Origin of the sequence: Salinimonas marina (genome assembly GCF_015644725.1) — a bacterium.
GTDB lineage: Bacteria > Pseudomonadota > Gammaproteobacteria > Enterobacterales > Alteromonadaceae > Alteromonas.
In genome coordinates this window covers 2,208,698-2,233,757 of the sequence record NZ_CP064795.1, presented here as the reverse complement: position 1 = coordinate 2,233,757, position 25,060 = coordinate 2,208,698, and the positions used below count along the sequence as shown (strand labels likewise).

At 50.7% G+C, this 25,060-nt stretch carries 20 protein-coding genes and 2 pseudogenes; 9 read left to right on the top strand and 13 right to left on the bottom strand.

Going from position 1 to position 25,060, the window contains the following annotated elements:
• Positions 1-13 precede the first annotated feature (13 nt).
• Positions 14-1,384 carry an SLC13 family permease gene (locus IT774_RS09850; protein WP_195809638.1) on the top strand — a complete coding sequence of 457 codons (1,371 nt, stop codon included), beginning with the start codon at positions 14-16 and terminating at the stop codon, positions 1,382-1,384.
• 60 nt (positions 1,385-1,444) lie between these two features.
• Here the strand turns inward: IT774_RS09850 and IT774_RS09845 are convergent.
• From IT774_RS09845 to IT774_RS09825, 5 genes and pseudogenes are all read right to left on the bottom strand, one after another.
• Positions 1,445-1,995 (bottom strand): annotated as a pseudogene (locus IT774_RS09845) (cob(I)yrinic acid a,c-diamide adenosyltransferase).
• 1 nt (position 1,996) lies between these two features.
• Complete coding sequence (locus IT774_RS09840; RefSeq protein WP_195809637.1) at positions 1,997-2,761, bottom strand: CsiV family protein; 765 nt, start codon at positions 2,759-2,761, stop codon at positions 1,997-1,999.
• Positions 2,653-3,333 (bottom strand): CsiV family protein, encoded by a 681-nt coding sequence (locus IT774_RS09835; protein WP_195809636.1) that lies wholly within the window; start codon positions 3,331-3,333, stop codon positions 2,653-2,655. The genes IT774_RS09840 and IT774_RS09835 overlap by 109 nt, the downstream gene beginning before the upstream one ends.
• Positions 3,334-6,824: pseudogene (gene mfd / locus IT774_RS09830) on the bottom strand (transcription-repair coupling factor).
• A gap of 53 nt (positions 6,825-6,877) precedes the next feature.
• Positions 6,878-7,477, bottom strand: coding sequence for a PilZ domain-containing protein (locus IT774_RS09825; protein WP_195809635.1), 600 nt, complete (start codon positions 7,475-7,477; stop codon positions 6,878-6,880).
• A 194-nt stretch (positions 7,478-7,671) separates the two neighbouring features.
• Between IT774_RS09825 and IT774_RS09820 the strand changes: the two genes are divergently transcribed.
• A complete protein-coding gene (locus IT774_RS09820; protein WP_195809634.1) occupies positions 7,672-8,880 on the top strand; it encodes a lipoprotein-releasing ABC transporter permease subunit in 1,209 nt (402 codons plus the stop codon).
• A 145-nt stretch (positions 8,881-9,025) separates the two neighbouring features.
• The gene (locus tag IT774_RS09815; protein ID WP_195809633.1) at positions 9,026-9,586 is read left to right on the top strand and encodes a phosphoribosyltransferase; all 561 of its coding nucleotides are present in this window, start codon (positions 9,026-9,028) and stop codon (positions 9,584-9,586) included.
• 148 nt (positions 9,587-9,734) lie between these two features.
• Here IT774_RS09815 and IT774_RS09810 read toward each other — a convergent pair whose 3' ends face one another.
• Genes IT774_RS09810 through IT774_RS09800 form a run of 3 tightly spaced genes read right to left on the bottom strand, consistent with a single transcriptional unit; the run spans position 9,735 to position 11,718 of the window.
• Positions 9,735-10,382, bottom strand: a complete 648-nt coding sequence (locus tag IT774_RS09810; RefSeq protein ID WP_195809632.1) for an energy-coupling factor ABC transporter permease — start codon at positions 10,380-10,382, stop codon at positions 9,735-9,737.
• Between the two features lie 18 nt (positions 10,383-10,400).
• Complete coding sequence (gene xthA, locus IT774_RS09805; RefSeq protein WP_195809631.1) at positions 10,401-11,210, bottom strand: exodeoxyribonuclease III; 810 nt, start codon at positions 11,208-11,210, stop codon at positions 10,401-10,403.
• A 49-nt stretch (positions 11,211-11,259) separates the two neighbouring features.
• Positions 11,260-11,718 carry a heme oxygenase-like domain-containing protein gene (locus IT774_RS09800; RefSeq protein WP_195809630.1) on the bottom strand — a complete coding sequence of 153 codons (459 nt, stop codon included), beginning with the start codon at positions 11,716-11,718 and terminating at the stop codon, positions 11,260-11,262.
• 204 nt (positions 11,719-11,922) lie between these two features.
• Here IT774_RS09800 and IT774_RS09795 point away from each other — a divergent pair, with 204 nt between their 5' ends.
• The gene (locus IT774_RS09795) at positions 11,923-14,520 is read left to right on the top strand and encodes an HWE histidine kinase domain-containing protein (protein ID WP_195809629.1); all 2,598 of its coding nucleotides are present in this window, start codon (positions 11,923-11,925) and stop codon (positions 14,518-14,520) included.
• Between the two features lie 13 nt (positions 14,521-14,533).
• On the top strand, positions 14,534-16,903 hold the full coding sequence (locus IT774_RS09790; RefSeq protein ID WP_195809628.1) for a GGDEF domain-containing response regulator: 2,370 nt from the start codon (positions 14,534-14,536) through the stop codon (positions 16,901-16,903).
• Positions 16,904-16,937: 34 nt separating this feature from the next.
• Here the strand turns inward: IT774_RS09790 and IT774_RS09785 are convergent, their stop codons facing one another.
• Both IT774_RS09785 and IT774_RS09780 read right to left on the bottom strand, forming a co-directional pair.
• Positions 16,938-17,390 carry a hypothetical protein gene (locus IT774_RS09785; protein WP_195809627.1) on the bottom strand — a complete coding sequence of 151 codons (453 nt, stop codon included), beginning with the start codon at positions 17,388-17,390 and terminating at the stop codon, positions 16,938-16,940.
• Positions 17,390-18,250 (bottom strand): hypothetical protein, encoded by an 861-nt coding sequence (locus IT774_RS09780; RefSeq protein WP_195809626.1) that lies wholly within the window; start codon positions 18,248-18,250, stop codon positions 17,390-17,392. Before IT774_RS09780 ends, IT774_RS09785 begins: the two co-directional genes overlap by 1 nt.
• Positions 18,251-18,442: 192 nt before the next feature.
• On the opposite strand from IT774_RS09780, the gene IT774_RS09775 reads away from it, so the two are divergent.
• Positions 18,443-18,877, top strand: a complete 435-nt coding sequence (locus tag IT774_RS09775; RefSeq protein WP_195809625.1) for a DUF2750 domain-containing protein — start codon at positions 18,443-18,445, stop codon at positions 18,875-18,877.
• A gap of 6 nt (positions 18,878-18,883) precedes the next feature.
• Entirely contained in the window at positions 18,884-19,279 is a 396-nt protein-coding gene (locus IT774_RS09770; RefSeq protein ID WP_195809624.1) for a SufE family protein, read from the top strand.
• A 59-nt stretch (positions 19,280-19,338) separates the two neighbouring features.
• Here IT774_RS09770 and IT774_RS09765 read toward each other — a convergent pair whose 3' ends face one another.
• Entirely contained in the window at positions 19,339-20,586 is a 1,248-nt protein-coding gene (locus IT774_RS09765; protein WP_232364947.1) for a glycosyltransferase, read from the bottom strand.
• Positions 20,587-20,819: 233 nt separating this feature from the next.
• On the opposite strand from IT774_RS09765, the gene IT774_RS09760 reads away from it, so the two are divergent.
• Positions 20,820-21,659: an HDOD domain-containing protein gene (locus tag IT774_RS09760; RefSeq protein ID WP_195809623.1), complete on the top strand. Its 840-nt coding sequence runs from the start codon at positions 20,820-20,822 to the stop codon at positions 21,657-21,659.
• Here the strand turns inward: IT774_RS09760 and IT774_RS09755 are convergent.
• Positions 21,656-22,471, bottom strand: a complete 816-nt coding sequence (locus IT774_RS09755; RefSeq protein WP_195809622.1) for an acyl-CoA thioesterase — start codon at positions 22,469-22,471, stop codon at positions 21,656-21,658. The two genes, IT774_RS09760 and IT774_RS09755, sit on opposite strands and share 4 nt — an antisense overlap.
• Positions 22,472-22,559: 88 nt before the next feature.
• Between IT774_RS09755 and IT774_RS09750 the strand changes: the two genes are divergently transcribed.
• Positions 22,560-23,369, top strand: a complete 810-nt coding sequence (locus IT774_RS09750) for an alpha/beta fold hydrolase (RefSeq protein WP_195809621.1) — start codon at positions 22,560-22,562, stop codon at positions 23,367-23,369.
• Between the two features lie 31 nt (positions 23,370-23,400).
• Here IT774_RS09750 and glgC read toward each other — a convergent pair whose 3' ends face one another.
• A complete protein-coding gene (gene glgC, locus IT774_RS09745; RefSeq protein WP_195809620.1) occupies positions 23,401-24,681 on the bottom strand; it encodes a glucose-1-phosphate adenylyltransferase in 1,281 nt (426 codons plus the stop codon).
• Positions 24,682-25,060 lie beyond the last annotated feature (379 nt).

The window sequence follows — 25,060 nt, the reverse complement described above, 5'->3', positions numbered from 1 at the left end:
ACACCGTTAACTCATGACGATTAACTACAAATGGATTGGGCTGAGCCTGTTAGGCGCCACGGGTAGCTGGCTGTGGCTGACGACCACCAGTTTAAACAGCGCCCAGGCGATTACCGGCGCCCTGACTATTCTTATTGCGATGCTGTGGGTAACCGAAGCTATGCCCATCGCACTTACCGCCCTGGTTCCCTTTGTGGCCTTTCCCATGGCAGGGGTAATGACCTACCAGAATGCGGCTTCAGCCCTGGGTAGTCATGTTATTTTATTGTTGATGGGCGCCTTCATGTTGTCCAAGTCGCTGGAAAAGTCCGGTGTCCATCAACGCCTGGCGGTGTATATGCTGAATCTCACCGGGGCCAGCAGTGCATCCCGGCTGGTTTTGGGCTTTATGCTGACTTCCGCCATTCTGAGCATGTGGATCTCTAATACCGCCACCGCGCTGATGCTACTGCCCATTGCCATGGCCATTATAAATGCGATGCAGTCTGACCGGCTGGCCGTGGCTTTGCTGTTGGGCATCGCCTATGCCGCCAGCCTGGGTGGCATAGGTACGCCTATCGGGACCCCGCCAAACATCATTTTTATGAATGTTTATACCCAGGTTAGTGGCCAGGAAATCAGCTTTTTAAACTGGATGTCCACCGGTATTCCGATTGTGGTGGTGGGAATACCGTTAATGGCGCTCTGGCTTACCCGCTCGGTCGGTGCGATGCCGGACGTCAGATTGCCTGAAGCCGGAGCGTGGAGCAGCGCCGAGCGCCGGGTTCTTCTAGCGTTTTGCGTGGTTGCCCTGGCCTGGATATTCCGGCCTTACTGGACCAGCTGGCTAAATATGCCTGATGTCAGTGATAGCACCATCGCCATCGCCGGGGTGCTGCTGATGTGTTTAATTCCCGATGGTAACAAAGATAAGCCCGGCCAGATTCTTGACTGGGATACGGCCACCCAAATCCCCTGGGGGCTGCTGCTGGTCTACGCTGGCGGTATTTGTTTAGCCCAGGCATTTGTGGCCTCGGGACTCAGTGACCGTCTGGGTGAGGCGTTTAGCGGTCTGGCTACGCTGCCATTGTTAGGGGTGATATTACTGCTGTGTCTGTCGGTCAGTTTTATTACCGAGGTGACCTCGAATACGGCTACCGCTACCTTACTGATGCCAATTCTGGCCAGTGCGGCGGTGGCTATGGACGTAGATCCACTGGTGCTGATGATGCCGGCTGCCATGAGTGCCAGTTGCGCATTTATGATGCCGGTGGCAACGCCCACCAATACCATTGTGTACAGCAGTGGTAAGCTCAGTGTGCCGGTAATGGCGCGCGAGGGCGCGATTTTGAATGTTCTGCTGGCGTTCGTGATCACCGGCATTGTGGCGGTTACCCGACTGTAGATAAACCGCGGCTGCTTCTCGCGCATCGTCTGGCAAAGCGGCCGCAGCAGCGCCCTCAGTTTAACGTGAGGGAACCTGAATATCACTGGTCCCGGCCGTATGGTTCAGGCTTCGGGCGAGCACAAAAAAGTAATCTGACAAGCGGTTGATATAAGCCAGGGTAGTGGCCGGGACCGGGTGTGCGTGACTGGCGGCCACCAAAGTACGTTCGGCGCGCCGGCACACGGTACGACACACATGGGCCTGGGCCGCGCTCACATGCCCGCCGGGCAAAATAAAGTGGCGCTGTGGTGCCAGGGGGCGCTTAACGCATCAATACGCTGCTCCAGGGCTAAAACATCAGCGTCACTCAGCGTAGAGGTGGCCGAAATAGCATAGCCTAACTGAAACAGATTTTGCTGTATCTGCTGCAGCCATTCAAGCTGCTCAGACGTATCTTCTGTGCTGGCTGCTAAGGACTGGCAGTGACAGGCCAGCAGCCCCACATGGCTGTTCAGTTCATCGATATCACCATAACAGTCTAAAATGACATCTGACTTTTCGACTTTAACCGGTTTGTCCGCATAGATTCGGGTTTGGCCGGCATCGCCGCCACGGGTGTATATTTTCATGCTAATGCTCTTCAGGAATATCGGCCCGGCGAATCTTTATCACCATACCAAATAAAGGATGATCAAAATAATGCAGCTGTTTACTGATCACTCTGCGCATCTGGTGAAAGGGGACCGATACCAGCTCGTAACGAGGCTCGGCACCGCTGGCAATATCATTGAGGGTCATGGGTACCGGCTGCCGGTAATACATTCTTGATTCTATATGCAGATACGGCACCCGATTAATGTTTTTCAGGTACACCCGGATGTAGCCGTCAACCTGCCAGATGGGCGCATTGTAAGCCACACTGGCTTTTTTTACCTGAGCCTGTAGTAAGGTGGTGTTTTTTTCACTGGCCGCCATCATCTGGGCAAATGAGACATCCTTATTGCTTTCTAGCTGTGCTTCTAATTGTTCAAAAAAGCTCTTTTCTGTGGTGTTGTCGTCCTCAAAACGAGTGTTGTTAAGCTCGAGGGTGGGGACCTCATCAGCGCGCTGCTGACCCGACAAATCAAACTGACGAGCATAGTTTTTACCCGCAAAAACACGTACCGAGGCGGCGTTTTGCTGACCAAATTCCACCGGCTGACGCCAGGTGGTATGCAGCAACCGGGTCAGTCCGCGGGCACTGCGCACCTGGGCTGATAAACTGGTCAGCTCGTTGGCCTGTGGACTCAGAATCCGGGCGGTAGCGCTATCGTTATTATCCGCACTGTCGACTTGTGGGGTAATGGGAACCTCATCGGGGCAGGCAGTGCGTTGTCGGGTCTTGAGACCTGCCATTGATTATTTTCATACGCTATCCAGGGCTGGGGCTGCTCGCAAAACCGGGTTTGGGGCACGGTTATGGGCGACGTATCCGGCCAGTTAAACTCAAGCCAGTAGCCGGCAATTTGCCAGGGATCCGGGGCGGCATCACTGCTATTTTCTGCACCTGAGTCGAACGAGGCACTGGCATAAGGTGTTATCGGTAATGCCGGCGCGCTGGTGGCCACCGGTGCATCATCTGCCGCTAAGGCGGGGGTGCGCCCCTGTTGCCAGCGCTGATGGGCGTCGATGATTTCCTGGGTGGTGAGTGTATCCACAAACAGGGGCGAGTCGCTTTGCCCACACACCGGCAGATTCTGTTTCAGACCGCTGATGTCAGGGCGCAGTAAGGCATCCAGTAAATCCCAGTCAGCACTTACCGGGGCCAGTGTTTCGGCATACTCAAATTGCTCTTTGGTTTGCGATACCGCCTGGCCCCGATCAAATAGCAGTACCTCCACATCAAACCACCAGTCAGAACTGGCCATCGCGTTGTGTGTAAACCACAAGCAGGTGGTGGCCAGTAATGCTTTTTGCGCAAACTTCATTTAGCGCGTCTCCTTGGCAAAATCATTCAATATGGTTTGAGTCAGCTCGATACGCTGCGCGGCGGTGTCGGTCTGCTTCACAATTTTAAGTTTGCTGCTGCCTTCAAATTTGAAGGTTTTTGGCTGCGTTTGTACCAGTTGGATAATATAACCGGGATCGACCGGGGTGTTCGCTTTAAACTCAATACTGCCGCCTGCCGCAGATAAATCAATTTTACTGATCCCCAGAGATTTAGCGATAATTTTAAGCTCGGCTACCCGCACCAGGTTTTTCGCCGACTCCGGCAATAACCCAAAGCGGTCGATACATTCTACCTGAAACTCATCAATTTCGGCTTTACTGGTACAACTGGCCAGCTGTTTGTACAGCGACAAGCGTGTATTAACATCGGCAATGTAATCATCGGGCAGCAGCGCCGCAATACGCAACTCAACGTCGGTGTGCCCGCTTAATGAATCCTCCAATGACGGTTCCCGGCCTTCTTTTAGGGCCGTCACTGCTTTGTCGAGCATATCCATGTACAGGCTAAAGCCTACCGTCGCAATCTGCCCTGACTGTTCATCGCCCAGCAGCTCCCCGGCGCCCCGGATCTCAAGATCATGGGTAGCCAGGGCAAAACCGGCCCCCAGATCTTCCAGATTGGCAATCGCTTCAAGTCGCTTACCGGCGTCTTTGGTCATGCGCTTGGGGTGCGGGGTCAGTAAATAAGCGTATGCCTGATGATGAGAGCGTCCCACCCGGCCACGTAACTGGTGCAACTGCGCCAGTCCCAGACGGTCGGCCCGGTCCATAATGATGGTATTGGCAGAGGGCACATCAATGCCGGTTTCGATGATGGTTGAGCACACCAGCACATTGTAACGCTGATGATAAAAGTCGCTCATGACACCTTCAAGTTCACGTTCACGCATCTGACCATGACCGATAGCCACCCGTGCCTCAGGCACAATTTCGCTAATTTCTTCGGCGGTTCGCTCTATGGTTTCAACTTCGTTGTGCAAAAAGTAAACCTGGCCGCCACGTAATATTTCGCGCATGATGGCTTCACGAATCATTGCCTGATTGCGCTGCTGCACAAACGTTTTAATTGCCAGACGCCGGGCAGGGGGCGTGGCAATAATCGACAAATCCCGCATTCCGGACAATGACATGTTCAGGGTCCGCGGGATCGGCGTGGCAGTCAGGGTTAAAATATCGACATCGGCCCGCAGGGCTTTGAACTTTTCTTTTTGGCGCACCCCAAACCGGTGTTCTTCATCAATGATCACCAGCCCCAGATCTTTAAAACGGATATCTTTGCTAAGCAACTTATGGGTGCCTACCACAATATCCACCGTGCCGTCGGTGAGCCCATCGGCCACCGATTTCTGGGCTTTGGCCCCCACAAAGCGGCTCATTACCTGAATATTGAACGGCCACTGGGCAAAACGGTCTTTAAAGTTTTCATAATGTTGTTGTGCCAACAAGGTGGTGGGCACCAGAATCGCCACCTGTTTACCCTGATTTGCGGCCAGATAAGCCGCGCGCATGGCCACTTCGGTTTTACCAAAGCCCACATCGCCACATACCAGCCGATCCATTGCCTGGGGACTGCCCATATCCTGAATAACGGCGTTAATGGCTTGTTGCTGGTCGGGGGTTTCTTCAAATGGGAAACTATCGGCAAAGGTTTGGTATTCCTGCCATTCGATAGGGTAGGAAAAGCCAGGATTCGCCGCGCGTTTGGCATACACATCAAGCAATTCGGCAGCTACATCGCGAACCCGTTCGGCGGCTTTTTGTTTGGCCTTGGACCAGGCATCAGAACCCAGGCCGTGTAAGGGCGCATGTTCAATGTCACCGCCGGTGTAACGGGAAATCAAATGCAGCGAGGCGACCGGGACATACAGCTTAGATTGTCTGGCATATTCAATACACAGATATTCGGTGGTCACCCCGCCGGCATCTAAGGTTTGCATACCCAGGTATCGGCCCACGCCGTGATCAAGATGCACGACTGGCTGGCCAACATTCAGCTCGGCCAGGTTGCGGATAATGGCGTTTTCGTCAGTGGTGCTGCGCTTTTCCCGTAATCGTCGCTGGCTGATTTTATAACCCAGCAACTCAGTTTCGGTCACTATCAGCAGCGCGGTATTTTCATCTGACCAGCTAAAACTGTTTTCTACCAGCCCCACGGTAATGCCAACCGGGGCATCGGCGTCACAAAACTGTGCAAAATCATCAAACGGTTTGGGTTTGATGTCGGCCTTTTTGAGAATCTCCAGCATATTTTCGCGCCGGCCCTGAGACTCGGCCACAAACAACATCCGGCCATTGGCCTTACCCGCATTATTTAAAGTGGTGAGCAATGCTTCTGCGGGCTGTTTTTTCTGTGGGTTTAGCGCAATATCGTTAAGTTTGATGCTGGGCGCGTTGGTAAAGCCCGGCTTGTCATCAACCGGGGCTTCAAGCAAGGTGACCCTTGGCCATTTTTTGATTTGTTCGAACAGCGCGTTCATGGGCAAAAACAGCTCATCCGGGTCAGCAGTGGCCGGGTTATATTGTAGCGATGCTGCTCATACCGTTCGTTTACGTCTGCCCAGAAAAATTCACTGGCCTGTTGCAAGTCGCCGTGTAGCATCAGTTTTGTATCGGGATGCAGATAATCAAACAAGGTGGCTGTGTGTTCAAAAAACAGCGGCAGATAATATTCTACGCCACTGGGCATAGTCCCCTTGCTGACCTGCGAAAATACCGACTCCTGCGCCTGACTGGCATCGAAACGGTCCAAAAACTGCTGGCGGAATAGGGTGATGGCGTCTTTGTCGGTAGGAAACTCCCGGGCCGGTAACAGCCGTATTTCAGACACAGCGTCACTGGAGCGCTGAGACTCCGGGTCAAAATACCGGATGGATTCAATTTCATCATCAAACAAATCTAACCGGAACGGGCGCTCGCTTCCCATAGGGTACAAGTCGATAACCGAGCCGCGTATTGAAAATTCACTGTGGCTCATCACCTGGCTGACATGCAGGTAACCGGCTTGTTCCAGATTGCGTCTGAACTGCTCCCGGTCCAGGTTTTGGCCCTGGTTTAGCATCAATAAATATTTATTAAGATAATCCACCGGTGCCAGGCGCTGCATCAGGGTATTTACCGGTACAATAAACAGGCCCTGGCGTTGACTGGAAAAGTGGTACAGGGTTTCCAGACGTTGTGAGACAATATCCTGGTGCGGGGAGAACATGTCATAGGGCAGGGTTTCCCAGTCGGGAAACAGCGGCACATGGGCCGCATCAGTATTCAGGAAAAAGGCAACTTCACGCTGCAGCTTGAGCGCTGAAGGGGTATCAGCGGTTAGCAGGACCACAGGTCCGGCGCTCTGCTGATACGCTCTGGCAATAGCCAAGGCAGAACTGCTGCCCTGAAGGTGACCCCAATGCTGATGATCTTCAGCATGCTTATTAGTCCGGGGTTTGGGAAGAGGCAAGGCTAAGGTTGTGGCTGTCATGTCACCTGAGTTCGGTTGAGAAACGCAACAAAGCTGGCCTCAGGGCCATTGGTTCAGGCGTCCTCATCTCTGGACTTGGCGCGTTTACGCAACTGCATAGTTTGTAAATGCAGACTGGCCCTGACCAAAAGTTCCTGATCCTGTTCGCGAATACGGTTAAAAATAAAGGCTATATGGTAGCCATCCTCGTCTTCGTGACAAGTGATAACTTCACCAAAACAAAAAATTGCAGCAGCTTCTTCAGTCAAAAACAGTTTGATTTCAGCATGGGTGCCAACATCGATAGGGTCAGGGGTTTTAATTACCACACCACCGCCGCCAAACTTAACGGTGGATAAACGATGCTGAGGCTCATCCTCCTGCTGCAAAATGAAGGACATCATCAGGTCTATCTTTTTTGACTGGTGGGTTAAGTACTCTGCCAGGGCCGATGCGTGATCACTTAAATTTCTTAATGGCCGTATTGCCGCGGTATCAATGGAGGACATCTCGCTGGCAATACGAAATGCGTATGGCATAACATCTTCAAGCTGATTTTGCGCCGGCAGCGGCGTATTGGCATCGAGTGGTTTTACATTAACATTCAGCTCATGACTGATCATAAAAAACTCATCAAACTGAGCCTGTTTTTCGGCTAACGATAATGTATCCATTTTTCTTACCACCAATTCTTGTACGCGGATACGCTTACACGTAGTATACCCGCTGTTATAGTCGGCCGGTGTGGCACCCTGATATCACACATATTTTGATCTATTCGGCACTGTAGCATGACTGTACGCAGTACGCGCACTTGTTCAGTTTAATAAGTGTGGTCTATTCATCTCGATCAAACAACGAAAAATGTATGTTTCACCCAATTTCTGCTTTTATTGCCTGGCGTTATTCTTTAGCCGGTAAACACAATAGTTTTATCTCATTTATCAACCGGGTATCGGTGGCAGGAATCGCATTAGGGCTGATGGCGTTGATTGTGGTGGTGTCAGTCATGAATGGTTTTGAAGCACAATTGAAATCCCGTATTCTGGGATTGGTGCCGCATATTGTGGTGCATCATCAACATGATACCCCGCCGGACCCCCAAACGCTTAAGCAGCTGCCCCTGGTCGAGTCGGTCATGCCTTACATTGAAACCGAGGGCGTATTACAGTCACGTAAAGCGTTGCGGGGCGTGCAGTTGCAGGGCGTAAGGCCGCAAAGCATGAGCAATAGCGTACTGGCACAAAATTTAAAAACCGGCGATTTATCCAATTTGGAGGCTGGCTCGTTTCAGGTCATTATCAGTAAAGCCCTTGAGCGTCAGCTGAAAGTCACGACCGGAGATTCGGTGCGGGTACTGATTGCCGGGGCTACTGTGTATACCCCCTTTGGGCAGCTACCCAGTCAAAAGCTGGTGAGAATTGCCGGGGTGCATGATGTGGGATCCCGCTTAGATGAAAAAATCATTTTTATGCATCTGACGGATGTACAGCGTCTGTTAAGGCAGCCGGCGTCGGCGCCTCCTGATTATCGGCTATTTTTGGCCGACGCCTTCAGCTATCAGCAAACGCTGACGGTGCTCGAGCAAAACAATTATAAAACTGACAACTGGCGTGACCGCCAGGGGCCGTTGTTTGATGCCGTAAAAATGGAAGGCAATATGATGTTTTTAATGCTTGCCCTGATCATTGCGGTGGCGGCATTTAACATTGTTTCGGCGCTGGTGATGGTGGTGACAGAAAAACAAGGGGATATTGCCATCCTGCAAACCCAGGGGCTGTCCCGGGGACGGATTATGCGTATCTTTATGCTCAATGGGGTGTTTAATGGCATAAAAGGCGCCATTATCGGCTTGTTGGCGGGGGTGCTTTTAACCACTCAGCTCAACACCATACTAGAGTTATTTGGCGTGACCCTGGCCATGGGCAATGAAGGCGCTGCGGTACCGGTTGATCTTCGCTGGCAGCAGGTGGCGCTGTATACCGGGCTGTCGCTGGCCCTGTGTTTTCTGGCCAGCCTGTACCCGGCTTATCGGGCCATGCAAACTCAGCCTGCGCAGGCTTTACAAAACGATTAAGCCTGCCGGGAAAACTTGTCTTAGGTGCGTGCACTGAAGGTCGGGTAAAAGCAATTATCCGGTCCCCGCTTTTGGTAATTAACCGTGCAAGTGCCGGCGAAATTCTCTATAATCCGGTCTTTTAAATTTTGGGCCGGAAAGTCGTATGAAAAAGAATTTTATTACATCGCAGTCGTTATTAGAGGACTCGTTTCGTCTGGCAGCCAAGGTGTATGAAGACGGTTTTCGCCCTGACTTCATCATTGGCATCTGGCGTGGCGGCGCGCCAATCGGTATCGCGGTACAGGAGTTTTTTGAATTCAAAGACACCTCAACTGATCATATCGCGGTACGCACCTCCTCGTATTACGGAATTAACCAACAAAGCAAAGAAATTCGCGTGCACGGTTTGCATTACCTGGTAGAAAACGCCAATGCCGGTGACAAACTACTGATTGTGGATGATGTTTTTGATTCAGGTCGTAGTGTGGAAGCGCTCATCGCACAGATTGAAAAGCTGATGCGACTGAATATGCCAAAAGACATTCGTATTGCCTGCCCCTGGTACAAGCCACAAAACAACAAAACCGATATCGTGCCAGACTATTACATCAACGAAAGTGACGAGTGGCTGGTGTTTCCACATGAAATTGCCGGTTTGTCTGAACAGGAAATCCGTCACGGAAAATCAGAATTATCCGGGGTCATGGATATTTTGTTCAAATAGCCGCAGCGCCTGACACATATCAGCTAGCAAGCCGGTTTGATACCGGCTTTTTTACGTCTGTTCCTTTATATAGCTATATAGCCTTTGCGTTGTTCAAGCGGCCAGAATTGTTGGTCAGGAGCCTTTTGACACCAGATTGTGTCGGGTATCAGGACTTGGGATCAAAATAATGTTTATCGGCAAAGGTATACACCCACTCGGGTTTGTAGATCACCAGTAAGGTCATCGCGACCCCGTTTAGCAATGCTTCGGGAAATAACAGTAATGGGATAACCAGCAGATAATTGTCAATAAGCTGCTCAGACGGGTAGAGGCCATCTATTACCAGATAGGCTCCGGTCAGGCCCATTTGTAACGCAATGGTCAGCGCCGCGGGCAAAAAGGCACAGGCAAAGATATAAACGATAAAGTGCCGGGTAACATGGTGAAAGGTCAGCGCATAGACACTGTAGGTAAGCACCGCGGGTATCAGGACCATCGCCAGGCCGTGCACCCCCAAAAGAGCCCAGCTCTGTTGCCCGGTGAGGGTAAGAATAAACAGCGCCAGCGAGGCGCAGGTGACTGCCCCGCGAAACCCCAGGGTCAGGGTAAGGGCGGTCATCAGCAAAAAGTGAATGTCGGGGCCAATGTCTGTGCGCACCCGGAACAGCCACATCAACAGCAATAAGGTAAAGCTATTAATAAAGGCTGCGGCCCGGTGGCGTTGTTGTAACAGCGGCGGTAGAGGTAAGCGGCGGATGATCAGCAGCGCACCAACACCGTACAGCACCATACATAGCAACTGTAACGATGTCATAGCAACCCTGCGGCGCGCTTAACGCTTGTAGACTGCCCAGATAGGGGCGTGATCAGAAGGTTTTTCAATACCACGAAGTTCATAATCGATACCGGTCTGCTCAAGCTTAGCATGCATATCACGGGTTGCCAGTATGTGATCAATACGCAGGCCTCGGTTATCTAAAAATCCTTTTGAGCGATAATCAAACCAGCTAAACTGATCATCAGTGGTTGGGTTAGCGGCACGAAAACTGTCGGTCAAACCCCAGTCATACAAATGCTTTATCCATTCTCGTTCTTCAGGTAAAAAGCTGCATTTCCCGGTCCGCAGCCAGCGTTTGGCATTTTGCTCACCAATACCAATATCCGCATCGGTAGGCGAAATGTTCAAATCGCCCATAATGACCACATCATCCTCCGGGGTATGATGGTCGCCCAGATACTGCATCAAATCCTGGTAAAACTTGCGTTTAGCCGGAAATTTGGTCTCGTGGTCGCGGTTTTCGCCTTGAGGGAAGTAGCCATTTAATACGGTGAGCGGTTTGTCCCGGTTTTGTTCAAATCGCATCATGATCATACGCCGCTGGGCATCGTCAGTGTCGGAGGGAAAGCCGTATTGTACCGCGTCCGGTTTGATTTTCGATAAAAACGCCACGCCATAGTGGCTTTTTTGGCCATGATAATAGACCTCATAGCCCATCTCTCTGACGGCCTGTTCCGGAAATTGTTCGTTGTGAACTTTTATCTCCTGTAGCCCGATAATGTCGGGCTGATGTTTATCGATAATTGCCTGAAGCTGGTGCAAGCGGGCACGGATGCCATTGATATTAAAAGAAATCATTTTCATAAAAAACGGACTCGCTTAATAAAATAAAAAACAGGGTAGTATAAATTGTTTATTCTTCGCCGGGTGCACAACGCCCGGCACCGGCAATCAGCTCATTGAACAGGGCGTTGGCACTATTCACGCATCGCTGCTGACTGATATGGTGCTGTTGCGCCAGCAAATCTGCCTGTTGCATAAAGGTACGCCACTGCCGGCCGAGCGTGCGCATATGAGCGTAATAGTGGGTAGGCAGATGCTGGTAATCGTGCTGCTGTAACCAGTGGTGCAGTACTTTTGCGCCCATCGATGAGCCCATCCATACATAAGCGGCCGCCACCATATCTGCCATATTGTCTGACGCCAGGCCGGCATCAAAACGCAGAGCGGGTGACTTTATCCCGAGCAAGGCGAGATCAGTGGAAATCGCTTCTACAATGATAGAAGGTTGTAACAAGTCATTTAAGTTTTCGTTATGCGGATTTTGCTGCATCTTTTGTGCGACATACTGATGAAAACTGGCTAAAATCATTAAATTATCAGTATAGGATTGCGTACTGAAATGTTCCGGTTTTAACATGGTGTTAAAGGGAAATGTGGTTTCTAACGCTTGATGTGAGGCCGCCGTCTGTTGTTTTAGGTCGCTAAATAAATCTGTCATAGGGAATAGTATTTTGAACCTGTTTGTTGCGTTATCTCTATATGGTTTCAGCCATATCGCGCTAAGAGCCGAAAAATGAACAATACCAGCGACATCGAATCCACTGAGAATATCGACCTCACTGTGTGCGACCGTGAGCCTATTCACAGGCTGGGTCATATACAGCAGTTTGGGTGTTTCATTGCCCTGAATGTGGACTGGATTGTAGCGTTTTGCTCGGCCAATACACAGGACTATTTTAACACCGACCCGGAAAACTTCATTGGCCAGCCGGTCCGGCAGTGGCTTGATAGCCAACTGATACATGACTTACGCTCTGCCTACCAGTCGGCCATAATAACGGGGCGCAATGAGCGCCTGTTTAATCGTAAGATTGATGCGACTGGACAACCTGTAGATATCTCGGTGCATTTTAACGGGGTATATATTGTTGTCGAGTTTGAGCAGATACCAGCCAGCCGGCGTAGCGAAGACTCCTTTGTGAGGGCGCTTATCAGCCAGTTTTATCGGGCCCGTACGGCCCAGGAACTGCTTGAGGATATGGCGCAGCAGCTGCGTTTTGTCACAGGTTACGATCGGGTCATGATATATCAGTTATTACCCGATCAGGCCGGCGAGGTGGTTGCCGAAGCCGCAACCTCAGAACTTGAAAGCTTTTTAGGTTTACGTTTTCCCGCGTCTGACATTCCCAAACAGGCCCGTACGATGTATACCAAGAACCTGCTACGGGTTATTAACGATGTGCACGCCAACCCGGTGCCTATTTTACCCATCGGCGAAGGTCAAAGTGGCAGGCTGGATCTCACCTACTCGACCTTGAGGGCGGTATCGCCGGTACACATTCAGTATTTGAAAAATATGGGAGTGGGGGCGTCGTTATCGGTGAGCCTTATTGTTGATGACAATCTGTGGGGGCTAATTGCCTTTCATCACGGCAGTGCCAGGGTCCCCTCCTATGCGATGCGAACCGATCTTGAATTGTTTGCCGAAGTTCTGGCACTGGAGCTCAGTGCACGCTTGTCACGGGAGCGCGAAGCGGCGGCCAAACAGGTTCGTGATACCCACGATAAGGTAATCAGCACCATTTCCCGCCAGGGCAGTTTACGTGAGGTACTGGTCGCACAGTTAGCGACGCTGAAAAACCTGATCAGGTGCGATGGCATCGCGGCGGTGGTCGATGGACACGCTCAGGGCGAAGGACCCTGTTTAACCGGGGCGCCGTTGCAACAGTTGCTTGGCTACCTGGAGCAGCAAGACACTCAACAGGTATTTCATACTGACTGCCTGACGGACTTACTACCTGATTATGATATCAACCAGCACCATGTGGCTGGTCTGCTGGCGATTCCTTTATCCCATGCCACGACCGATTATCTGATATTTTATCGAAATGCCCAGACCCAAACCGTGACCTGGGCCGGCAACCCTGACAAGCTGCTCCAACCCGCAGCGGCTGCAAATCATACCGGTGAGGCGACGGCCAATGCGCTTATGCCCCGGACCAGCTTTGCAGCCTGGCAAGAAACCTATCATGAGCGCGCCGAACCCTGGGCCTCGTCGGATCTTCGCAGTGCCGAGTCATTACGTGTGACCTTACTCGAGCTGGTTATTCACAACTTTCAGGAACGCGACCAATTTCAGCAAAAAGCCTCCCGCACCCATGAAGTGCTCATCAGTGAACTGAATCATCGGGTCAGAAATATACTGAACCTGGTTAATGCGATTATTACGCAGACCGGCCAGCAGGGCCGAACGGTGGCCGAGTACGCCGATACCTTATCCCAGCGCATACGGGCACTGGCTTCGGCCCACGATCAGCTCACCACCGCCCGGTGGGAAGCGGTGTCTTTTCAGCAATTGCTCGATAATGAAATTCAGGCCTACGCGGCCCATAACAATAGTATTCACCTTGGCGGACCAGCGGTTTTAATCTCACCCGAGGCCGCCACCCCCATGGTATTGGTGCTGCATGAGCTGTTAACCAACGCGGCAAAATATGGCGCATTGGCCGCCTCTCAGCCAGGGGTGCTAAGGGTAGACTGGCGATACGACAACGACAACAACCTGCAGCTGACCTGGAATGAGCAAGCTGGCGGTGTCATCGCCGGGCCCCGTCGAAACGGCTTTGGTATGACCCTCATTCAGCGCATCATTCCCCATGAACTGGGGGGAGACGTGAAGGTTGACTTTGAACCCGGCGGGCTGCAGGTGAGTCTGAAAATACCGGCGCGATTTATCACTAGCGCACCAGACGAGATGAAAAAGGTAGCGCCTGCAGCCCCTTCGCTGGCAGGCAGTACAACGGGGCTACCAGATAATGTGCTGATTATTGAAGATAACCTGATTATCGCTATGGACATCCAGAAAAAGCTACAGGCTAATGGCGTGAAAGAGGCCGGGATTGCCGGCAGCCTCAAAGCTGCCGAGGCATACCTGAATCATGCCAAACCGGATATGATTGTGTCCGATGTGCACCTGGGAAACGACACAACACTACGTTTTCTGGAAGCCGCTATAGCAACAAAAATACCTTGTATCATAATCAGTGGGTATGGCGAAGACGTGCAAAAACCGGCAACGTTAAACCATGTGCCAGTACTGACAAAGCCGGTGACCGATAAACTTTTGCTGCAAACATTGCGTAATCAGTGGGTAGCTGACGCAGTTAAATAACAAGAAGTATTAAATGAGTCTACTTAAAAATAAACGTATTCTGATAGTCGAAGATACCACCATCGCGGCTACGTTTTTGGCACGGGAGCTGGCTACCCTTCAGGTTCAGGTGGTGGGACTGGCCCGGTCTGACAAGGAAGCAATAGAGCTCACTGCTAAGTACACGCCTGATCTCATCCTGATGGACATCCACCTGGCCGATGGAGCTTCGGGTATCGAGGCCGCGCGCCAGATCAATAGCCGCTTCGCGGTGCCGGTGATTTATACCACCTCCTATGCAGATGATGAAACCCTGTCACAGGCATTGAACACCTCACCGTATGGTTATCTGATTAAGCCGTTTAATATAGACACGCTTAAAGTGACCTGCGAAACGGCATTGCGTCGTGTTGAGCTTGAACATCAGGGACAGGCCAGTGAAAAAAGCTTTCAGAATACCGCCCAGGCCCTGGTCCTGGGGGTCGAGGAGCTTACTAACGAAGGTGAGAGCTTCGACTTTGTTGATGCCAGTAGCCTGCAGAACCGGTTTGGCTGCAGCACTACGATTCCCCGTAAGGCATTTTTGACCCTGTTTGATGCCGACCAGCAACAGACCATTGAAGCCCAGCTTCGGTCCAGCTCAAGTTTGCGCCATACGGTGTGTATTGATGCCGACCAGGATATCTGGGCGGATATCATGTTCAACGATATTCAGACCGCGGGTGAAACCTACTATATCGGCAGTGTAGTGGATGTTACCCCCCGCAAGCGGCCCCGGCATAAGCTGGGACTGGCAAGCCTTATGCTCAAAGAGCTGGCAGAAGGCACGGCGATTCTGGCCGAAGATTTTACCATTGTACGCATTAACGCGCAGTTGCCGCGCTTGCTGAAGATAAATTCGGACGTGCTGATAGGTAAATCGTTGTTTGATTTAGGGATTAGCAATATCTTGATGTCGGCCTGTACCAGTGACCTGAAACAAGGTGTAGCCCGTGAGAAAATCGTGCTGCTGGATGGTAACGGCGATGAATTTCCGGCCTTGCTGACCTTAACGGCGCTGGAGTCTGAGCACAATGAGGGGGGCTATGTCATGACCCTATCGGATATTACCGAGCTGAATCAGGCTGAGAAAAAGCTCGAAGCCCTGGCCTTTACCGATACCCTTACCGGGACCGGCAACCGCAATTACATGAAACTGTTGCTGAATGACCGGGTTTATCAGGATGCCATCGACGCCCTGGTGTTTATTGATCTTGATGGGTTTAAAGCAATCAATGACACCTACGGTCACGATATTGGTGATGAGGTGTTGTGCGAATGTGCTAACCGTCTGCACGACATTATCCGAGAGGCTGATACGCTCATTCGCCATGGTGGTGATGAGTTTGTGGTGTTGGTGCAACAAAGCGAAGATTTACAAACATTCGGTGACCGGTTACTCGAAGCCTTTGAAGATCCGATTACCGTGCAGGACCTGGACTTATCGGTGGGCGCCAGCATAGGTATTGCCGAAAGCCAGCTGCCAAGTGATGCTAACGAACTGCTGAAACGTGCCGACATTGCCATGTACGAAGCCAAGAAACAAGGCAAAAACCGGGTGGTGTTTTACAGCGACTCCCACAACGATGCCATTGAATATCGTTTGTTTGTGGAGCAGGGGCTGCTTGAAGCCATCACCAATCATGAATTGTATGCCACTTATCAGCCTATTGTTAACACCGGCGGCGAAATTGTGGCGCTGGAAGCTCTATGTCGCTGGCGTAATCAGGATCTGGGCGATATCCACCCGGCGTCTTTTATTCCTATTGCTGAAGAAACCGGGCTCATAAACGAACTGGGTCTGAAAATGCTGCGGGAGGTGTGTATTGCCCGCAACCTTCTTAAAGAAGCTGGTCTGGGGCATATCCGGGTCCATCTGAATGTTTCAATTTTGCAGCTCAACTCCAATGCGCTGGTGAGCAAGTTTGTGGCATTTTTAGATGAATTTGATGTGCGTGCCCAGGATATCGTGCTGGAGGTTACCGAGTCGGCAATGCATGATATTGGTACCCGCCGTATCTTGCGACAGTTAGCGGCCAGCGGATTTACCATTGCGGTTGATGATTTTGGCTCCGGCTATGCCTCTGTGGCTGAGTTGACCGAGGCCTATACCCATATCGTGAAGCTGGACAAATCACTTATGCCTGGAAAATACGGGCCGGAGGCCAAGCGGGTGGTGGTAGATAGTCTGATTCAGCTATGCAGTAAACTGGGTAAATCGGTGCTGCTGGAAGGTATCGAAAATGCCGAGCAAGCTGACTTTGCCCGCCATGCCGGCTGCGATTTGATGCAAGGATTTTTCTATCACGAACCGCTGACCATTTCAGAGCTGATAAATTATTTTCAGAAACAGGCCAGTGCTTAGCCCTGGCGTTGTGGCTGTACGAGCGATACCGTGATTAAGATTCGTGGCGTTTACGATGCGCCTGGATATATTGGGTGGGGTTTTTGTCAATATTGACCATCTGCGGCATCGAGAACATATCCGGACAAGGCATACTTTGTAAGCCCTGGTACACAATCTGGGGCAGGGGCGCCACTAATGCCAGCGCGCACCGGAATTTGTCCGCTTCACAGCTGATAATACGGCAATTCTGGGCTTGCATGGTGGTTTGCATCAACGCCATGGTATCCAGTGCATATTCGGGCAGTCGGTTCAGCCGGGTCAGATAGTTGTCAGCATTGACCGCCTGACTCCATGGGAACCTGACTTCGGTAACGACCCCAGTTAACTGAGCCAGCAAGCTGGCTTCCAGCCAGATAGAGAAATAGCGATAATTGATGCCCACTACATCACAACTTTCATAACCATCAGGAATAGCAATCATATTCTCAGGAGGGGAAATACGCATTAATTGGCTCTTAATAAATCTTCTTCAGACAGGTTGTGGTTATTTACGTACATTGAGATAGGAAACCGATCGTATATTTTGTCGCCAAAAGCACGGGTTTTATGGACCACAAACACATTGGCGTGTTCGTAGCCGTACTGCGATATAAACACATTCACAAATTCAGAGATAATCTCGTGAGCCTCATTAAATACCTGGCTGGTCATCGAAATCGCCATATCGTGCAGCCGTTGTAAAGACGCATTGTAATCCTTAAGCAAGGCTCCGATTTCTACCCGCTCAGGCGTTTCGGCCAGCACTGAAGCCCGAAAATTTGAAGGCCCGCCGATAAAATCCCGTTCTACAAAGGCCAGAAAGTCATAGCGGCGAACCTGTTCACCATTTTCTTGAAATAAAGCGGAGCGTGACTGAAACGCATGACAGCTGAGACCATAATAGGTGACGTAGTCATACAGTGCATCCACAAAGCGGTACGAAAACGACTTTTGGTATTCGTTATCCATGGCTTCGGTTAATTCAAGAATGAGTTCACGTTCCAGGGGCAAGCAGCCCTGCACATGGCGTTTCAGCTGGCTGGTGAAAATTCGCGCACTAAGAATGTAATTATTGATAGCCGCATTTAACTGAGGTTTGACTTCTTCAATTTTGGCGACATCATGCTGGCTTACATATAATGCACCCAGTTGTGCCATGAGCTGCTCAATAAGCTTGAAATTGCTCATTACCAGCCTGAATTTGTGGGAAATAGCATAAATCAGGGACAGCCTTTTACGGCCACGCTTTAAATCCCGAAACTGCTCTTCAGACAGCGGGAGCGATACTTCCTGATTGCGCGACGTAAGATAAAACTCTGAATCCATTGGACAGCTGTCTGGTACGAGAATTGCCATAGACTAACACGCAATCGGAATTACGTTAAACCCTAATCGCACTCGTGTGCAAGCCAGCCCTCAAGGTTACAATACACCATGACGATTGGCATGATTCAACGCTGGTAAATAGTGTCAGGGGCATTATAATCGCTGACAAATTTTATGCTTGCCGGAGCCACCATGTTTCCTGAAACTGTTACCCCCACCTTACCTGAGTCTGTTGTCGAGCAGGCCGGAAAACTGAGCGCTGAAGAGCGCCTTGAATTGCTCTTGCAATATACCTTAAAGGCCGAAGAAGTATGGACGCTGGCCGGCGATTCAGGGTTTGTTATGCTGGAGTCTGACCCTGCTGAAGCAGCGGCTGATAACGAGACCGAACAGCATGGCAACGCCTTGCTGCCAATCTGGCCCCATCGCGATTTGATTGGCTTGTGGACCCGTGCCCAGGAGACTGGAGCAACGCCCACGCCAATTAAGCTCGAAGAGTTTATGCAGAGCTGGTTGCCGGGGCTGGCCAGTAACCAGGTCGATTTAGTGGTATTTCCCGTGGGCGCCGAGCAAACCGGTATGGTGCTAAGTGCTGAAGAATTACAGCAAAGCCTGAACGAAGGTTAAGGTGCCGTGAGTGAAGCATTGCTGCCCATCGCCCGGCAAGTTAAAGCGGCCGGAAGCTGGGATGAGCTGACCCGGCAACTGATGCTGGCCGCCAAAACCTTACCGGCCATGCCTGCCCAGCTAAAGGTGGAAGCTAATCAGGTCCGTGGCTGTCAAAGTAAAGTGTGGCTGGCCTATAACCCAGTGCTTTCGCCTGCATTTCAGGGGTACAGTGAGGCCAAAATTATTCGAGGTGTGCTTACAGTATTGCTGGAAAAAGCCAACGACCTGTCGGGCTCGCAGCGGCCAGCCTACGATTATACCGGGTATTTAACCCGCTTAGGCATTAGTCGTAATATCAGTCAGTCGCGAGCCGATGGAGTGGCGCAGATCATCCGGCGGCTGCACGAACTGGCCTGCTAAAGCCGCCTGGCAAGCAAGTCGGGCAGGCTACCTTGGCAGCGCCGCCGAGAGACACGCTTCTATCGATTTTTGGCTTCAATCCATTGCGACATATACTGGGTGCTGCGCAGGCTCTCATGCCACAACAGTTGTTGTAAAAACAACCCACTGCGGTGTTGTTCACTCTTGCTGACCAGGTCGGTTACTGCGCTTTCCACGTTACGCTGATGGGTTTGCGTATCGAATTGCGCGGCAACAATGGCGGCACATTTCATGCTGGCATGTTGCCAGCCAGTAACATCATTATGCAAATACACTGCGGCTTCAGCCATTTGCGAAATATCATCACAAATAGCTCCGGGCCAGCCAGCTTGCCCGTCGGTGCCATGGCTACTACTTGTTTTAGCTATGCCTTCGGCGCCACAGGAGGTGGTGACGCTAGGCGTAGCACACTGCATGGCCGTAACCAACTTTCCTTTGACGCCCGCTCCAAACCGGATGGGGGCGAGCATGACTTTATGCTGGCTGATTGCGGCGCGGGCGTCTTCTACCCAGCCTTTCACATGAAATCCCTGGGCAGGGTTATGCAGATTAGTCACTTTTTTAGCCGGATACGCGCCATATACCGACAACTGTGCGGTAGGCATTTTCGCGCGAATGGCGGGCCATAATTGTTCTTTTAATTGTAATGCGGCATCCCAGTTGGGGGCATGCCGAAAATTACCGATAAAAACAAAGCCGTTACGCTCCTCAAAAGAAACGGAATGACCCGGCGGCGCGCTGATAAGCAGCGGCAGATAAAGAAGTTGTTGTGGCGGCACCCCAAATGTCTGACTGAGCAAGTCATATTCAGCAGGCGATATCACCAGGGTCAGATCGCTTCTTAACACCGCCGCCAGTTCACGCTGGGTCATTGAGTCCGTAAAATCGGTGGTGGCGGCTTGCGGTTTTTTTATTGCCTGTTGTCGCCGGCTTCTAAGGCTGTGTAAATCTTCGGTGTTGAGTACCCGTAATGCCTGGGGGCATACTTTTTTTACCCGCCATGAAAACTGTTCTTCAATCATAAACCGGTCGAAGACCACTACCTGCGGCTGGAGAGACTCGATGAGATGGTCGAATGAGCTACAATTGAGGGACACAGTCTGACTATTCACATTAATCTGAGTCAGGTCAACCTGATGGATACTGTCGCTGGCGGCGCTTAAAAAGGTGGTCTGCCACCCGTGTTGGGCAAACGCCTGCAGCAGGTTATACATATTCTCGCCCGCTGCAGAGGAGCGAGGCTCTGGCCAGACATAACCAATAAACACAATTCGGGGAGTTGCCACTGGCGCGATATTCCTACAATCACTAACATTAAGTGGGGTCAGTGTAACAAAAAAGGAGGAAAAATACGCCAGGAGGGTAGGGGGACAATAATCTGGTGGTAAACCCCTATTTGTCACTGTGTTAATCAATAGTATACTGGTTTTCCAGAGAAAACTGTTCTATAAATCACTTTGTTAGCGGATCGGTAATATACAGTGGGACGTAGGGCTTTGTCCCCCAAGGGAGTGAAAAAATGAATGTTCAGGAATTGGCATTAAGTGCAAGTGAGTTATTTGTACTACCAGAAGCAGTGACCCGATTAAAAGAATGCATGGATGACCATGCTGCCAGTATTGATGACGTGGCAGAGATTATTGCCTTTGACCCGGGTCTCACCGCCCAGATTCTCAAAGTCGCTAACAGTGCGTTGTACCGCTTTCCCAAACAAATTGACACCATCAGCAAGGCCCTGCAAATCATCGGAACCCGTTCGGCCTACGACCTGGCGTTAGCCTATGGGGTCACGCAGGCTTTTAGCAAAATTGAATCTCAGATTATCGATGTGGATAAATTCTGGGAGCAAAGTGTGAGCTGTGGGCTGCTGGCAAAATACTTTGCTGAATATCGTCGTCAACGTGAGCCTGAGCGTCTATTCGTGGCTGGCTTACTACACAATATTGGCGAACTGGTGGTGGTGGCGACCGTACCAGAACAGGCCCGTCGTTGTCTGGCCTATAATTCGCGGGTGACCCCGGCGCAATTACAGTCTGCCTTGCTGGGCTTTACTTATGCTGAGCTGTCAGCGGCGCTGATTCAGGAGTGGGGTATTCCAGCGACTATCTATCAGCCCATTCGCACCCTTCACGACGCCGCGCCTGAAACGGATGATGGACGTATTATGCAGCTAAGCTACACGCTGGCGCTAAATAATGTGCATCCTGATATTTACCCGGACATGTCCAATATCGAGGCCTCGATACATGAACGGCTGGATCTTGAGGTAGATGAGCTCGACGATGCACTGGATATTACCAACCTGCAGTGCATCAGCGTAATTGCCCTGTTTAATCCAGGTTCATTTGTTTTGTATTAATCAAATACGGCCACGGTTTGGCGGCTAATGGCCACCACCTCATTATCTTTGTCCCAGATTGTGGCTTCTGTATGCCCATAGCCATCGGCAGCCTGGCGGGTATGAGCCTGATAAGCAAACCAGTCACTGCCGCTGACCGGGCGATGAGGATGAATAAACTCTAAGTTCCAGGTCACGGTACTGGCAGGGGCCGGCCACTTCATCATTTGCAGTAACGTCGGGGGCCAGGCATCAATAATCGTGATCAGATGAGCATCAGTGAATTTCTCCGGGGGCTGAGTAAAGCGCATAAAGCCGTGATAATGGCTGCTTTTGCGCCCGGTAAAAGGAATCCCGCCATCGGCGATTGCCAAATCAAAATGACGCAGAAACTTTGGGGTAACTTTAGGTATCTGGGGAATAAATTGTGCTTTTTTAGGTGCAGACATGGCATGCACCTGACGGTTTTCTACCTCAATTTTTGAGGCACGTCCAACCCCGAAACAGGCTTGACAAGCCACGCAAATTTTTCCACTTTGAATGACCTGTCCCAAAAAATGGCTGACATTCTTGCCTTCCCGCATCGGTATAACTTCAATTTCGAACGGCTCATCCACCGTAATCGGGCCCACAAAATTGGTATTGAAGGCACGCAACACCCGATCATCATCTACAAATTGTTGAATAGCGCTATAGACCATGCCGGCACTGATACCACCAAAAGCCGTGCGCCCTTGCGCCCAATTGGCGGGGATCTGCAACCCACTAAACAGCCCGTGTTTATTAGCTTGTATCTGCGCTTCCGGCAAATGAAGAAGTTCGTCAATATGCATGAGTTTCTGGTCAGATGAGTAGTTTGTGATATCCTAACCTAACCAGACAAAAACGCCAATTATGAAATTGCAGACAAAAGGGAAAAACGTGACAGCACCTTCACTTACCTTGCATTTTGCCCATGCTAATGGCTTTCCGGCAGGTAGCTATCGACAGCTTTTTCAGCAGTTACCCCAGCATTGGAAGATATTGGCTAAACCGATGTTTGGCCACGAGCCTGAACTGCCGGTGGGCGACAACTGGCAAAATCAGGTACAGGAGCTGATCTATTATGTTGAGCAGCATAGAACCGGTGAAAAAATTTATGCGGTGGGCCACTCATTTGGTGCCATTATTTCGTTTATGGCGGCATGTAAACGTCCGGATCTATTTGCCGGTCTGGTAGCGATAGATCCGCCGCTGGTACTCGGCGCCGGAAGCTTTTTATTACGCACTGCCAAACAAACCGCCTATATCGACAAAATCACCCCAGCTCGCCTGGCTGAATACCGCAATCGTCAATGGGCGCGTGATACTGATTTGGTCACGTATTTTCAGACAAAAAGTCTGTTTAAAAATATGCAGCCAGCCTGTATCGCCGACTATGTTGAAAGTGCCACTCAAGTGAGTGGTGAGCATCGGAATCTGGCTTTTGAGCCAAAGGTGGAAGCAGAGATATTTCGAAATGTGCCACACAATCTTGATAGCTTTAAAGGGCAGTTACAATGCCCGGGCTTGCTCATTACCGGCGCCCAGTCAGATGTCTGCAAAGCCAAGCATTGGCGCCGGTTTGTAAATACCAATGCAATGGACCACAAAGAACTGCCTGGCGGCCACATGCTCCCCCTTGAACATCCGAAAGCGGTGGCCGGTGAATTGGTTCATACGCTAAGTAAATGGGCGGCCGCCAGTCTGTAAAACAAACAGGCCGGCTTTGTTTGCCCGAACATTAACGCTTGGTGGAGATCATGCCTCCCATAGGCTGATCGAGCATTTCGCGGGTCACCAGGACCACACCTTTTTCGGACACCCGAAATCCTCTGGCTTTGTCTTGTTCATGGTCAAAACCGATGACCATGCCTTCGGGGATAACACAGCCGCGGTCGATAACAACCTTACGCAATTTACAATGGCGCATAATCTCGACATCAGGCAGGATAACCGCTTCTTCGATAAGCCCGTAAGAATGTACGCGTACATTTGAAAAGACCAGGCTCTGACGTACGGTGGAGCCAGAAATGATACACCCACCCGATACCACCGAATTGATCGCCTCACCGCGTCGGTCATGATCTTCCCAGACAAATTTGGCCGGCGGCAGTTGTTCCTGATAGGTCCAGATAGGCCATTTCTGGTCGTAGAGATTGAGTTGCGGAACCGGCGCCACCATTTCCATGTTGGCTTCCCAGAATGAGTCGATGGTGCCTACGTCACGCCAGTAAGCCGAGCCGTCTTCGCCGCCGCCACAGGGAAAGGCGAATACTTTCTGGTCTTTGATAATTGAGGGAATGATATCTTTACCGAAGTCTCGCTGCGAATTTGATCGTTCCGAATCACGCTTTAGCTGTTCGAACAAAAATTCGGTATCAAACACATAATTCCCCATAGAGGCCAGACAATGAGTAGGGTCGTCTGGCAGGGGCGTGGGATTGGCCGGCTTTTCTTCAAAACCTTTAATGCGATAGTCATCGTCAACCGATAACACCCCGAATGCACCGGCTGCTTCTTCGACTGGCACCGGCATACAAGAGACGGTCATCTTAGCACCGGTTTCTACGTGATGCGCCAGCAGCGGCCCGTAATCCATGCGATAGATATGGTCGCCTGACAAAATCATGACATATTTGGGCAGCTCATCGCGAATAATATCGACATTTTGGAACACCGCATCGGCGGTACCTTCATACCAGCTGTCGGAAAAACGCTGTGATGCAGGTAATATCTCGATGGATTCACCCAGTTCTTTTTTAAAGTGACCCCATCCTCTTACCAGATGGCGGATCAGCGAGTGGGATTTGTATTGCGTCACAACACCTACCCGACGTATGCCCGAATTGATGCAGTTAGACAGGGGGAAATCGATAATTCGGAATTTGCCCCCAAAGTACAGCGCGGGCTTAGCGCGCCAATTTGTCAGCTCGTGTAACCGTGAGCCTTTTCCACCCGCTAAGATAAGTGCATAAGTATCCCGGGTTAGATTACTGATATAACGCGAACTATTGTCTGCCATATCTGGGTTCTCCTTGTGTATTCATACCGGTGAGGCTATCGTGCTCAGCATGCATTAAATGTCATTGTTGTTAATATCATTAATCACTTTGTTCATCTTACACAACCCACCACGATTAGCTATAGGAGGTTTACAGTAAACTGCAAGCTTATTGCGTCATATCGAATAAAAATTTACTCGATTAAGTCACACATTTGGAGTATTTTGACTTAAACTTCACCGTAAATAGCGATTTATTGCGGTAACTTATCTAAACGTAGCCAATCATAGGGTTTTATAAATCAGAGATCGTGAATTATGCATAGCAAAAAAACACGACCCTCTGTAACGCTTTTTCTTTTGTTAAAATCAAAAACCTTTCAATTCCTTATGAATGTTA